This is a genomic window from Bacteroides gallinarum DSM 18171 = JCM 13658, from assembly GCF_000374365.1.
GTDB lineage: Bacteria > Bacteroidota > Bacteroidia > Bacteroidales > Bacteroidaceae > Bacteroides > Bacteroides gallinarum.
On record NZ_KB894186.1, the window covers coordinates 1 to 13,028 of the forward strand.

The window sequence follows — 13,028 nt, forward strand, 5'->3', positions numbered from 1 at the left end:
CCTAAAGATACAAAAAAGCCAGCTAATTCGCAATATTTTGTGTATGAATTAGTTGGCTGATTTTATATTATTTACTGAATGTCCCCAAAAAGACAAAAGAGAAAAATATGTCTTTTTGTTCTTCTGTCTGAAACAGAGCCTATGAAATCTATATCATCTCCGCTAAGAATTTAAAAGTCTGTCTTAATCCATGAATCCTGTGGCGGAAAGAGATTTAATGCGCTCTCCTCTGCCGGAGCAGGCTACAACTTATCCCCGAATGCCAAATCTCCGGCATCGCCCAACCCCGGAACGATGTAGGAGTGTTCGTTCATATCCGGGTCGATAGCACCGCACCAAAGGGAGACTTCATCGCCGGGGAACAGCCTCTGCAAATGTTCTACTCCCTGCCGGCTGGCAATGACGCAGGCTATCTGCAACTTGGCGGGCGTACCTTTCGTAAGGAAGGCTTTCCAGGCAAGTTCCATGCTTTCGCCCGTGGCGAGCATAGGGTCTACCAACAGCAGTGTTTTGTGGGAGAGGTCGGGGGTGGCGATATACTCGATGTGCACATCTACCGTGCGGCATTCCTTATCCTTATAATAACGGTAAGCGGAAACGAAAGCGTTGCCCGCCCGGTCGAATACATTCAGGAAACCGGTGTGCAAAGGCAACCCGGCACGGAAAACGGTGGCAATCACCACCTCGTCGTCGAACGTACGGACGGGGGCTACTCCCAGCGGTGTCTGCACCTGCTTTTCGGAATAGGACAGTTCTTTACTCATTTCGTACGCCATGATTTCTCCGATGCGTTCGATGTTCCGGCGGAAACGCATGCGGTCGGCCTGTATCTGCACATCGCGGATTTCCGCCACATATTGGTTCAAGACAGAATCTGTCTCGGCAAAGTTGATGACTTTCATTGTCGTATTATCAGATTATATGTATCAGTTATCCCGTATATCGGCGGAATAGGAATGCAAAGTAAACGATTTCCACTTAATTTGCAACATTCAGTTTGCAGATATTGTTACGGTTTTATAAAAGATTTCCTATTACAGAAAAATTTCTCTAATGGGATGTTTCTTTAAAAATAAAGTATTACTTTTGTAGTCGCAAAAACAAGGGTCTTACTGAAAAGCGCGGTTTTCCACAGATTCGCCCCCTTGTAACCAGGCGTAAAAAGGTGCAAAAGAGATTATAAACCAAATACCAATTTTAAAATCTTAAAAAAAATGGCAAATTTAGATTTAAGCAAGTACGGTATCGAAGACGTGAAGGAGATTATCCACAACCCGTCTTATGATGTATTGTTCGCTGAAGAGACCAAACCGGGTCTGGAAGGCTTCGAAAAAGGTCAAGTAACTGAACTGGGTGCTGTGAACGTAATGACCGGTATCTATACCGGACGTTCTCCTAAAGATAAATTCTTTGTAATGAACGAAGCCAGCAAGGATTCTGTATGGTGGACTTCCGAAGAATACAAAAACGACAACAAGCCTTGCTCCGAAGAAGCATGGGCCGACCTGAAAGCTAAAGCTGTTAAGCAGTTGAGCGGCAAGCGTCTGTTCGTTGTCGATACTTTCTGCGGTGCTAACGAGGCTACTCGTATGAAAGTACGTTTCATCATGGAAGTAGCTTGGCAGGCTCACTTCGTAACTAACATGTTCATCCGCCCCACTGCCGAAGAACTTGCTAACTACGGAGAACCCGATTTCGTATCATTCAACGCTTCCAAAGCAAAAGTAGACAACTACAAGGAACTGGGTCTGAACTCTGAAACAGCTACTGTATTCAACTTGAAGACCAACGAGCAGGTTATCCTGAATACTTGGTACGGCGGTGAAATGAAGAAGGGTATGTTCTCTATCATGAACTACAAGAACCCGCTTCGCGGTATCGCTTCCATGCACTGCTCTGCCAACACGAACATGGAAGGTACTGACTCTGCTATCTTCTTCGGTCTGTCCGGTACAGGTAAGACTACTTTGTCTACCGACCCGAAACGTCTGCTGATTGGCGACGACGAACACGGCTGGGACGACGAGGGTGTATTCAACTACGAAGGCGGTTGCTACGCTAAGGTTATCAACCTGGACAAAGAAAGCGAACCCGATATCTACAACGCTATCAAACGCGACGCTCTGTTGGAGAACGTAACTGTCGATGCCAACGGTAAGATTGACTTCGCTGATAAGAGCACAACTGAGAACACTCGTGTTTCTTATCCTATCTATCATATCAACAACATCGTTAAGCCGGTATCCAAAGGTCCTCACGCTCATCAGGTAATCTTCCTGTCTGCCGACGCCTTCGGTGTATTGCCTCCGGTATCTATCCTGAACCCGGAACAAGCTCAGTACTACTTCCTGTCTGGTTTCACTGCTAAGTTGGCCGGTACGGAACGCGGTATCACTGAACCGACTCCGACATTCTCTGCTTGCTTCGGTGCTGCTTTCTTGAGCTTGCATCCTACTAAATATGCAGAAGAGCTGGTTAAGAAGATGAACAAGGTCGGCGCTAAGGCTTACTTGGTTAACACCGGTTGGAACGGTAGCGGCAAGCGTATCTCTATCAAAGATACCCGTGGTATCATCGACGCTATCCTCGATGGTTCTATCGACAAGGCTCCGACAAAGGTTATTCCTTACTTCGACTTCGTTGTTCCGACAGAGTTGCCGGGTGTTGACCCGAAAATCCTCGACCCCCGCGACACTTACGAATGTGCTTGCAAGTGGGAAGAAAAAGCAAAAGACTTGGCCGGACGTTTCATCAAGAACTTCGCTAAGTTTACAGGTAACGAAGCTGGTAAGGCTTTGGTTGCTGCTGGTCCGAAACTCTAATAGAACAGGATTACATATTTTTAAGGCGGCTTCCGTTTCCGGAAGCCGCTTTTTTTGTTAGTTTTGCGGAAAAGCAAATTACTAATATAGCACACAGAGTATGAAGAGTTTAAAGTTTATGCTGTTAGGCGCAGGCCTATTGATGCTGTCCGGTTGCGGGCCGCAGGTACAGAAAGAGAATGAAAGCACAGTTGTCGAGAAAAGTAATTCGGAAGCGGTAATCGAAACGATTATGTCGCGCCGCAGTATCCGTAAGTACAAACCGGAAGCGGTAAACCGGGATACGATGAAGGTTATCCTGGAATGCGGTATCAATGCCCCCAACGGACAGAACAAACAGTCCTGGGCAGTGCGTGTGGTGGATAATCCGGAATTCTTGAACGGGATAAGCGAAGTGTTCAAGCAGAAGAACCCGAAAATGGCCGAAGACCCCAACTTCAAGAATATGTTCCGGAATGCGCCTACCGTGGTATTTATCGGTAACGACACTTCGTACGACTGCTCGCAGATAGACTGCGGATTACTGGGTGAGAATATGATACTGGCTGCCTGGTCTATGGGAATAGGCTCGTGCTGCCTGGCAAGCCCTACACGCTTTATGACCGATACTCCCGAAGCTGCCGAGTATCTCAAGAAGCTGGACTTCCCCGAAGGCTACAAGCTGCTTTATTGCATCGGCTTCGGCTATCCGGACGAAGCGCCTGCCGCCAAACCGAGGGACGCAGCCAAAGTGAAGTATATAGACTGACAGTACGATAAAGGATAAACAGGGAAAATGCTTATTCCCGTAACGACAAAAGGAGTGCCCTACTTTCCAGCAGGGCACTCCTTTCATATATAACAACTAAAACATTAAAAATCAGTTTTTATTGGCACGCTTACGCTCTGTTTCGTCCAGGATAACCTTGCGCATGCGCATGGACTTAGGGGTAACTTCTACGTATTCGTCTTCCTTGATGTACTCCAGCGCCTCCTCTAAAGAGAACTGTACCGGCGGAATCAGGCGTGCTTTCTCGTCGGAGCCGGAAGCGCGCATATTAGTCAGCTTCTTGGATTTGGTTACGTTTACCACAAGGTCGTTATCGTGGGAGTGCTCGCCTACAACCTGTCCGGCATATACTTCTTCCTGCGGGAAAATGAAGAACTTACCGCGGTCTTGCAGCTTATCGATAGCATAAGCAAAGGCAGTGCCTGATTCCATAGCGATAATAGAACCGTTGGTGCGGCGTTCGATTTCGCCCTTATAAGGCTGGTACTCCTTAAAGCGGTGTGCCATGATAGCTTCGCCGGCGGAAGCTGTCAGCACATTCGTACGCAGGCCGATAATACCGCGCGACGGCATATTGAACTCGAGGTTCACACGCTCTCCGGCGCTTTCCATTTTCACCATTTCACCCTTGCGGCGGGTTACCATATCGATAATCTTGCTGGCGTATTCTTCGGGAACATTGACCGTGAGTTCTTCGATAGGTTCGTGCTTCACACCGTCTATCTCCTTGAAGATTACCTGCGGCTGTCCTACCTGCAACTCGTATCCCTCACGGCGCATCGTCTCAATCAATACGGAGAGGTGGAGCACACCGCGGCCGGATACCACCCACTTTCCGTCTTCTTCGCTCTTGCGTACACGCAGGGCAAGGTTCTTGTCCAGCTCTTTCATCAAACGGTCGTGGATATGGCGGGAGGTAACGAACTTGCCTTCTTTACCAAAGAACGGGGAATCGTTGATAGTGAACAGCATACTCATCGTCGGCTCGTCGATAGCGATAGGCGGCAGAGCTTCGGGATTCTCGTAGTCGCAAATCGTATCGCCGATTTCAAATCCTTCGATGCCTACCAGCGCACAGATATCGCCGGAGGAAACTTCCGGTACTTTCACACGTCCCATACCTTCGAAGGTGTGCAGCTCTTTAATCTTCGACTTGACGATTGAGCCGTCGCGCTTGGCCAAAGACACGTTCATGCCTTCTCTTAAAGTACCACGGTGCACGCGGCCTATGGCAATACGGCCGGTGTAGGAGGAGTAATCCAACGAAGTCACCAGCATTTGCGGCGTACCTTCCAACTGAGTAGGCGCGGGGATATTCTCCAAGATACAGTCCAGCAGCGGATAGATGTTGTCTGTGGGCTGCTGCCAGTCCGTGCTCATCCAGTTGTTCTTTGCCGAACCGTAGATAACGGGGAAATCCAACTGGTCTTCCGTAGCCTCCAGGCTGAACATCAAGTCGAATACCATTTCGTAGACTTCCTCAGGACGGCAGTTCGGCTTATCTACCTTGTTGACGACGACGATAGGTTTCAAACCGATTTGCAGAGCTTTCTGCAGTACGAAACGGGTTTGCGGCATCGGACCTTCAAAGGCATCCACCAGCAGGATGCACCCGTCGGCCATGTTCAACACACGCTCTACCTCACCGCCGAAGTCGCTGTGTCCCGGAGTATCGATAATGTTAATCTTCGTGTCCTTATAATTGATAGAAACGTTTTTGGAAAGGATTGTTATGCCCCGCTCACGCTCCAAATCATTGTTATCCAGCATTAATTCACCTGCATTCTGGTTATTACGGAAAAGATTTCCTGCCAGAAGCATCTTATCGACAAGCGTCGTTTTCCCATGGTCGACATGGGCAATAATTGCAATGTTCCTAATATTTTGCATATAATACCTATTATTTGGCTGCAAAGATAGTGCAAACCGGAAGCAGATGCAAATATATTTGCAATTTGCTAAGAGGCAGCCTATTTTCGCGGAGCAAAGGTACGAATTTCACAGTATTATGAGCTATATGGAAAAGTTTTTTTGCTGAATATCATTGCAATATAAAAGATAATACCTATCTTTGCACGCTCGAAAGAGAAAGAATTATCAACTTTTTAATTAAACATTATGTATTTAGACGCTGCTAAAAAGCAAGAAATCTTCGGCAAATACGGAAAGTCTAACTCTGATACGGGATCAGCTGAGTCCCAGATAGCATTGTTTTCGTACCGTATTGCCCGCCTGACTGAGCACATGAAGCTCAACAGAAAAGATTATAGTACAGAAAGAGCCTTGACAATGTTGGTAGGTAAGCGCCGTGCGCTGCTGAACTACCTGAAAGACCGTGACATCAACAGATATCGTGCCATTGTTCAGGAACTCGGCTTGCGTAAGTAATTTACTTGCGGTAAACTTATTAAAGCGGAGGAATTTTCTTAATGAAAATTCCTCCGCTTTACTTTTGTCCCGTCCTTTCACCCGTTATCTTCCATAAGCAAGGGAGTACGGAAGGGGTAAACGTACAAACCCCATTACATAGAAAATACACAGCTCCGAAGATACTTCCAAACTATTGCAACAGGATTTTATAAAGCACGTGTTCTTTCAGCGGATGCCCGTCGGGTACGGAAGGATGCATAAAATTCTTCTCCAACCTCATGCCTATTTTCTGCATCACTCTCTGCGAACGTTTATTGGGCAGCGAAGTAAAAGCCCAGACCGTAGAGAACGGCAGGCTCTCCCCAGCATAAGCCAGGCATGCCTTTGCCGCCTCAGTAGCATATCCCTGCCCCCAGTATTCCCGCCTTAACCGCCAGAGAATTTCAACCCCCGGAGCAAAATCGACATCGAACGAAAAACGGTGGAAACCGGTGAAACCGACAAAAGCTCCGTCCGACTTCCGCTCGACGGCATATCCCCCATAGCCGTACCGGAGGAACTCATTCCTGACAGTATCGAAAAGATTACGGGATTCTTCCCCGGACAAAGGGTGCAAAAAGAATTCCATTACAGCCGGGTCGGCATTCATTTCCGCAAAAGGCGCAAAGTCCTCCTCTTTCCAACCACGCAACAACAAACGGGGAGTTTCGATATATACCATATTAATAATCTTTATTCTCATACAAAAATACCGAATCCGTTTCACGTCTCAAAAACATTATCTTTATCTTTGCCGATACCGAAAACCGAGCAACGATGAAAACGAACAGACTTATCCTATTATGTTTGTCGGGAATGCTTGCCATGCAGCCCGTAGCAGCACAAAGCCGGAACGAAAAAAAGGCGCAAACCGAACGCGCCGTTAAAGAAGCGATAAATGCCGGCCACTACAAAATCAATATAGACTATATGCAGCCTATGAGCGGCCGTAGCCATGCCCTGACCTCCGACTACTCCATAGAAGTAAAGAATGATTCCGTCTTTTCCTATCTGCCCTATTTCGGAGTGGCATACAACGTGCCCTACGGTGGCGGGAAAGGACTGATTTTCAACGCGCCGGTAACCGCATACGAAAAAGAACCCCTCAAAAAGGGAAAAACGAGAATCAGTTTCAAAACCGCCAACGAAGAAGACAAATACGAATATACCCTGACTATCTATTCCAACGGCTCGGCCAATGTACACATCCAGCCAATGAACAAGCAGGCTATCTCATACTCCGGAGAGCTGGATATCAAGGAGTAAGAATTTTCGGTTAAAGTTCTTGCAACCGGAAAAAGTGTACACGTACACATGCGATTTCTTCTTTGATAAACATTGAATTGTTTTAAATTTTGTTTATTTTTGCACCCGGTCAATATTATATAAAAAAAGAAGAAACAATAGGAAGCGTTCTTGTTAAGACGAAAAGAACAACAGTCCCAACGCCTCCTCTTTTATAAAAACCGCTCTATCAGGGAACTGGAGCAAAAAAACATACGACCCCGTGCTATTCAATTCTGTTGAGTTTCTGATATTCCTGCCGATAGTGTTTATGCTCTATTGGTTCGTTTTCAAGCCGCTACGCCGGCAGAACCTGTTCATCGTGGCAGTAAGTTACCTGTTCTACGGCTGGTGGGACTGGCGTTTCCTTATCCTGATAGCCCTCACTACATTTTGCAGCTTTGCAAGCGGCATACTTTTAGAAAGACTGGAAGGGCAACGCACGAAACAAAAGTGGGTCAGCATCGCCAATATCACCCTCAACCTGTTTATTCTTTGTATCTTCAAATACTGCAACTTCTTCGGAGAGAACCTGAGCGCCCTATTCCGGCTTTTCGGTGCAGAGCTGGACTGGGTAACGATTGACATATTATTGCCCGTAGGTATCAGCTTCTACACCTTCCAGGCATTGAGCTACACTATCGACGTGTACCAACACAAAATAAAGCCTACGCATGACATAATCGCCTTTTTCGCTTTCATCAGCTTCTTCCCGCAACTCGTAGCCGGCCCCATTGAAAGAGCAACCAGCCTGCTGCCGCAATTCCTTGTGCCGCGCAGCTTCAGCTACGAAAAAGCAGTGGACGGAATGAGGCAGATTCTATGGGGACTATTCAAAAAAATGGTGGTAGCGGATAACTGCGCCACGGCAGTAAACATGATATTCGACGAATACCAGGTACTCAGCGGCACACACCTGTTTTTAGGAGCAATCTTTTTCACCTTCCAGATATACGGCGATTTCTCCGGTTACTCGGACATCGCTATCGGTACGGCACGCCTGTTCGGTATCAACTTAATGCGCAACTTCAATTTCCCTTATTTCTCGCGCGACATAGCCGAGTTCTGGCGCCGCTGGCATATATCGCTCACTACCTGGTTCCGCGACTACATCTACATCCCCCTGGGCGGAAGCCGGTGCAAAAAGTGGAAAGCGATGCGTAATACCCTGGTAATCTTCTTAGTCAGCGGCTTCTGGCACGGTGCCAACTGGACTTTTATCTGTTGGGGAGCGTTCCACGCCCTGCTGTTTCTGCCCCTGTTCCTCATGGGAAAGAACCGCAAGAACAAAGACACAGTGGCGCAAGGCCGTTTGCTCCCCACCGTAAAAGAAGCAGGACAGATGATTTCCACTTTCGTAGCAGTCGTTATCGGCTGGATTATCTTCCGGGCAGAAAGCATTCAACAAGCATGGGACTATATAGTACGCATGATTACCCGCTTCGACTTCACCCTTCCCGCACACGGTAAAGACCCACTTATCTACATCGCCATATTGATAGTAGTAGAATGGTTTCAACGCGAGAAACAATACGGCTTACAAATAGAAAAGAAAGGGATATTCCGCTACCAGGCTGTCCGTTGGATACTCTATTACACAATCTTCATAACAACACTCTTATTAGCAGGCCAGCAAGAGGAGTTCATCTATTTTCAATTCTAACGCCATGAAGAAGTTCTTAAAACATATCTGCTTGTTTTCATCAGTCCTAATCCTATTAAGCATAGGCTTTGAGATTACGCTACGCCGGATACCCAACTCTTACAGGTTCAAACGGAATATAGTGGAAAAGAAAGGAAAAGAAATCAAGAACCTCATCATAGGCAGTTCGGTCGTTAATTGCGGCATCGACCCTGCATACCTCTCCGACAGCACCTACAACCTTGCGATTTCCGGCCAATGGCTTCGCTACAACCAGGTTCTACTGGAAAGATACATCGACGGATTGCCGCATCTCAAGAACATTATCTGGGGAATATCCTACCAGACACTATGGTTAGACGACTACATAGGCCAGGACAAGATAAGCATAGCCAACCACAAAATCTACATGGATATCGACAAACACAAAGACATCCTTTACAATATCGAGTTACTCTCCACCGGTTCCATATCCTTCAGGAAATGGTCGAAGTACTACATCCTCCATAAGAAAACGATGTCCTGCGACTCCTTAGGATTAGACCATAGCTATGACCTGTCGGAAAGAGGACGCGCATGGGTAGAAGACATCCCCCGGCAGGTAAAAGGGCATTCGATTGCCGAAAACGAAAAGACACAGAAACTGTTCAAGGAAAACGTACGGCGCATCGATGAAGTTGCAGAGTTGTGCCGCACTAAAGGCATACGGCTATACCTCGTTATTCCTCCCGTACACCGGAAATACTACGAACTGACGAATGCCGGGCAAGTAGAGAAAATGTGTGCAGCCTTAGAAGCAGTTACCGCAAAATGGGATAATGTCCGTTTCTACAATTACTTCAATGACAAACGTTTCGAGGACGACGGCAACTTCCATAACGGCAACCATTTGTCTTCCGACAAAGGAGCCGTAAGATTTACCCGTATCCTGCGGAAAGACATTTTGAACAATGACAGTACATCGGTAACCCCCTTATAAAATACAGTAAACCGGCATACCCAGGCAGACACCCGATAAAAAAGAACGGCACATAGCCGTACCCCACCCGGCAGGAACGGCAACCCCGGCGGATACCGCAGAAACCGTACCGCCCCACACAAAATTATATTTACTACAAACCACCGCTCCAACGTTTCCGGCAAAACATACGGAGAGACATTATATGCCGGAGAGAGGCTTGCAAAGATAATAAGCAAACTTTTCGCCACAGAATGTTGCAACAAGTAAAAGAATATCTTATTTTTGCAATTTACAGCTATTGATTATAACCTTTTAGACTGAAAATACTATCAAATTATGGATACAAGTAAGATTGTAGGAGAAAAAATCAGGTCACTCCGCGAAAGCCAATCCATCAGCATGGAAGAACTGGCACAACGTTCGGGACTCGCTATCGAACAAATCGAACGCATCGAAAACAACATCGACCTCCCCTCACTGGCCCCGCTTATCAAGATAGCCCGCGTACTGGGCGTGCGTCTCGGCACTTTCCTGGACGACCAGGACGAAAACGGCCCCGTGGTATGCCGCAAATCAGAAGCGAAAGACAGCATCAGCTTCTCCAACAACGCTATCCACTCGCGCAAGCACATGGAGTACCATTCCCTTTCCAAGTCCAAGGCAGACCGTCACATGGAACCCTTCATCATCGACGTAACCCCTACGGACGACAGCGATTTCGTACTCTCGTCACACGAAGGCGAAGAATTCATCCTGGTTATGGAAGGAACCATGGAAATCAGCTACGGAAAGAACACATACCTTCTCGAAGAAGGCGACAGCATCTACTACGACTCTATCGTACCGCACCATGTACACGCCTACGAAGGACAAGCAGCCAAAATACTGGCGGTAGTCTATACACCGATTTAAATAGTTAAAAGTTAAGAGTCGAGAGTTGAAAGTTACCATGCAGCATGAAAGCGCAGCCTAACTTTCAACCCTCAACTCCCAACTCTTAACTCTCGCTTCCGATTCTCAATTTTCAACTCTACTATGTTATACGAAAGAACGCTTGGCCAATGGCTGGAGCATTGGGCCACAACTACACCAGACAAAGAATACATCGTTTACTCCGACCGCAACCTGCGCTTCACCTGGAGCCAGTTCAACCGCCGGGTAGACGACATGGCAAAAGGACTCATCGCAATCGGCGTGGAACGGGGAACACACGTGGGCATCTGGGCGGCAAACGTACCAGACTGGCTGACCCTTCTATACGCCTGCGCCAAGATAGGCGCCGTCTACGTAACGGTAAACACCAACTACAAACAAGCCGAACTGGAATACCTGTGCAAGAACTCGGACATGCACACACTCTGCATCGTCAACGGCGAAAAAGACAGCGACTTCGTACAGATGACCTACACCATGCTGCCGGAACTGAAAACCTGCCAGCGCGGTCATCTGAAAAGCGAACGCTTTCCCTACATGAAGAACGTTATCTACGTAGGGCAGGAAAAACACCGGGGCATGTACAATACCGCCGAAATCCTGCTTCTGGGCGATAACGTAGACGACATGCGCCTGGACGAACTCAAGAAACAGGTAAACTGCCACGATGTGGTAAACATGCAATACACCTCGGGCACTACCGGATTTCCGAAAGGAGTAATGCTTACCCACTACAATATCGCCAACAACGGCTTCCTTACCGGCGAGCATATGAAGTTCACCGCCGACGACAAACTCTGCTGTTGCGTGCCGCTCTTCCACTGCTTCGGCGTAGTGCTCGCCACGATGAACTGCCTTACCCACGGCTGTACGCAAGTCATGGTAGAGCGTTTCAACCCGCTCGTAGTTCTCGCTTCCGTCCATAAGGAGCGGTGTACCGCGCTTTACGGCGTACCTACGATGTTCATCGCCGAGTTGCACCACCCGATGTTCGAGCTGTTCGACATGTCCAGCCTGCGCACAGGCATCATGGCCGGCTCCCTCTGCCCCGTAGAGCTGATGAAGCAGGTAGAAGAAAAGATGTACATGAAAGTAACCAGCGTCTACGGCCTCACGGAAGCCGCCCCCGGTATGACCGCCAGCCGGATAGACGACCCGTTCGACGTACGCTGCAACACCGTAGGGCGCGACTTCGAGCATACCGAAGTCAAAGTCATCGACCCGGAAACCGGTGAAGAATGTCCGGTAGGCGTACAAGGCGAGATGTGCAACCGCGGCTACAACACCATGAAAGGTTATTATAAGAACCCGCAAGCCACGGCAGAGGTTATCGACAAGAACGGTTTCCTGCATTCCGGAGACTTGGGCGTAAAAGATGAAGACGGCAATTACCGCATTACCGGACGCATCAAAGACATGATTATCCGCGGCGGAGAGAACATCTACCCCCGTGAAATCGAGGAATTCCTCTACCAGTTGGAAGGCGTCAAAGACGTACAAGTAGCCGGCATCCCCTCCAAGAAGTACGGCGAAGCGGTCGGCGCATTCATCATCCTGCACGAAGGAGCGGACTTGCACGAGTCGGATGTACGCGACTTCTGCATCGGAAAAATCTCCCGGTACAAGATTCCCAAATACATCTTCTTCGTCAAAGAGTTCCCCATGACAGGAAGCGGCAAAATACAGAAATTCAAGTTGAAGGACGTAGGGCTACAACTCTGCAAGGAGCAGGGAATAGAAATCATCTAAGCAGTCAGGAGTAAACTAATTAATTTACTAACTAACTAAATAAATAAGTAACTAAATAAGCAAGTAACTGAACAAGTAAGTAACTAAATAAGTGAGTAACTAAATAAGTGAGTAACTAAATAAGTGAGTAACTGAACAAGTAAATGTTGGAATTTAGCTTATATCAGTAGGGATATTCAGTAAATGTCCCTAAAAATCAAGATGGCATATGAAGATGATAGAGCATACTCACTTCATATGCCATTTTTATAGTCCTATTCCTGTAATTTCTCACACAATCTTACCCTACAAGACATGACGCTCGGGAAGAAGTCTGAAGACATCTTCTGCCTCTGCCTGTAAAATCATATCATGCCGCTTTCACCGTCCTGTTCCTGATCTTGTCTATCATCAGTACGGCATTTGCCGTATGTATTCCAAAGAAAATCCACAGGATTTCCGTCTTCCTGTTCCGTGCCT

General features: G+C 47.4%; 11 protein-coding genes. 8 read left to right on the forward strand and 3 right to left on the reverse strand.

Annotation, left to right across the window (positions count from 1 at the left end):
* Positions 1-242 precede the first annotated feature (242 nt).
* Positions 243-902 carry a uracil phosphoribosyltransferase gene (gene upp / locus C233_RS0120995; protein WP_018669462.1) on the reverse strand — a complete coding sequence of 220 codons (660 nt, stop codon included), beginning with the start codon at positions 900-902 and terminating at the stop codon, positions 243-245.
* A 312-nt stretch (positions 903-1,214) separates the two neighbouring features.
* Here upp and pckA point away from each other — a divergent pair, with 312 nt between their 5' ends.
* On the forward strand, positions 1,215-2,822 hold the full coding sequence (gene pckA, locus C233_RS0121000) for a phosphoenolpyruvate carboxykinase (ATP) (protein WP_018669463.1): 1,608 nt from the start codon (positions 1,215-1,217) through the stop codon (positions 2,820-2,822).
* A gap of 100 nt (positions 2,823-2,922) precedes the next feature.
* Positions 2,923-3,570, forward strand: coding sequence for a nitroreductase family protein (locus C233_RS0121005; RefSeq protein ID WP_018669464.1), 648 nt, complete (start codon positions 2,923-2,925; stop codon positions 3,568-3,570).
* A 111-nt stretch (positions 3,571-3,681) separates the two neighbouring features.
* On the opposite strand, the gene typA is transcribed toward C233_RS0121005, so the two are convergent.
* Positions 3,682-5,481, reverse strand: coding sequence for a translational GTPase TypA (gene typA / locus C233_RS0121010; RefSeq protein ID WP_018669465.1), 1,800 nt, complete (start codon positions 5,479-5,481; stop codon positions 3,682-3,684).
* A 228-nt stretch (positions 5,482-5,709) separates the two neighbouring features.
* On the opposite strand from typA, the gene rpsO reads away from it, so the two are divergent.
* The gene (gene rpsO, locus C233_RS0121015) at positions 5,710-5,979 is read left to right on the forward strand and encodes a 30S ribosomal protein S15 (RefSeq protein WP_009122156.1); all 270 of its coding nucleotides are present in this window, start codon (positions 5,710-5,712) and stop codon (positions 5,977-5,979) included.
* 172 nt (positions 5,980-6,151) lie between these two features.
* Here rpsO and C233_RS0121020 read toward each other — a convergent pair whose 3' ends face one another.
* A complete protein-coding gene (locus tag C233_RS0121020; protein ID WP_018669467.1) occupies positions 6,152-6,682 on the reverse strand; it encodes a GNAT family N-acetyltransferase in 531 nt (176 codons plus the stop codon).
* A gap of 95 nt (positions 6,683-6,777) precedes the next feature.
* On the opposite strand from C233_RS0121020, the gene C233_RS0121025 reads away from it, so the two are divergent.
* The 5 genes from C233_RS0121025 to C233_RS0121045 all read left to right on the forward strand — a co-directional run bounded on the left by C233_RS0121025 (position 6,778) and on the right by C233_RS0121045 (position 12,569).
* Positions 6,778-7,266, forward strand: a complete 489-nt coding sequence (locus C233_RS0121025) for a DUF4251 domain-containing protein (protein WP_025069234.1) — start codon at positions 6,778-6,780, stop codon at positions 7,264-7,266.
* A 241-nt stretch (positions 7,267-7,507) separates the two neighbouring features.
* The gene (locus C233_RS0121030; protein WP_025069233.1) at positions 7,508-8,947 is read left to right on the forward strand and encodes an MBOAT family O-acyltransferase; all 1,440 of its coding nucleotides are present in this window, start codon (positions 7,508-7,510) and stop codon (positions 8,945-8,947) included.
* Positions 8,948-8,951: 4 nt separating this feature from the next.
* Entirely contained in the window at positions 8,952-9,905 is a 954-nt protein-coding gene (locus tag C233_RS0121035) for a hypothetical protein (RefSeq protein WP_025069232.1), read from the forward strand.
* Between the two features lie 318 nt (positions 9,906-10,223).
* On the forward strand, positions 10,224-10,799 hold the full coding sequence (locus tag C233_RS0121040) for a helix-turn-helix domain-containing protein (RefSeq protein ID WP_018669471.1): 576 nt from the start codon (positions 10,224-10,226) through the stop codon (positions 10,797-10,799).
* 123 nt (positions 10,800-10,922) lie between these two features.
* Entirely contained in the window at positions 10,923-12,569 is a 1,647-nt protein-coding gene (locus C233_RS0121045) for an AMP-binding protein (protein ID WP_018669472.1), read from the forward strand.
* Positions 12,570-13,028: the final 459 nt, after the last annotated feature.

Bases quoted from the DNA above. Each gene is read 5' to 3' on its own strand.
- pckA (WP_018669463.1), top strand. From the start codon at position 1,215: ATGGCAAATTTAGATTTAAGCAAGTACGGTATCGAAGACGTGAAGGAG.
- C233_RS0121005 (WP_018669464.1), top strand. From the start codon at position 2,923: ATGAAGAGTTTAAAGTTTATGCTGTTAGGCGCAGGCCTATTGATGCTG.
- C233_RS0121045 (WP_018669472.1), top strand. From the start codon at position 10,923: ATGTTATACGAAAGAACGCTTGGCCAATGGCTGGAGCATTGGGCCACA.
- typA (WP_018669465.1), bottom strand. From the start codon at position 5,481: ATGCAAAATATTAGGAACATTGCAATTATTGCCCATGTCGACCATGGG.
- C233_RS0121025 (WP_025069234.1), top strand. From the start codon at position 6,778: ATGAAAACGAACAGACTTATCCTATTATGTTTGTCGGGAATGCTTGCC.
- C233_RS0121020 (WP_018669467.1), bottom strand. From the start codon at position 6,682: ATGGTATATATCGAAACTCCCCGTTTGTTGTTGCGTGGTTGGAAAGAG.
- upp (WP_018669462.1), bottom strand. From the start codon at position 902: ATGAAAGTCATCAACTTTGCCGAGACAGATTCTGTCTTGAACCAATAT.
- C233_RS0121035 (WP_025069232.1), top strand. From the start codon at position 8,952: ATGAAGAAGTTCTTAAAACATATCTGCTTGTTTTCATCAGTCCTAATC.
- C233_RS0121040 (WP_018669471.1), top strand. From the start codon at position 10,224: ATGGATACAAGTAAGATTGTAGGAGAAAAAATCAGGTCACTCCGCGAA.
- rpsO (WP_009122156.1), top strand. From the start codon at position 5,710: ATGTATTTAGACGCTGCTAAAAAGCAAGAAATCTTCGGCAAATACGGA.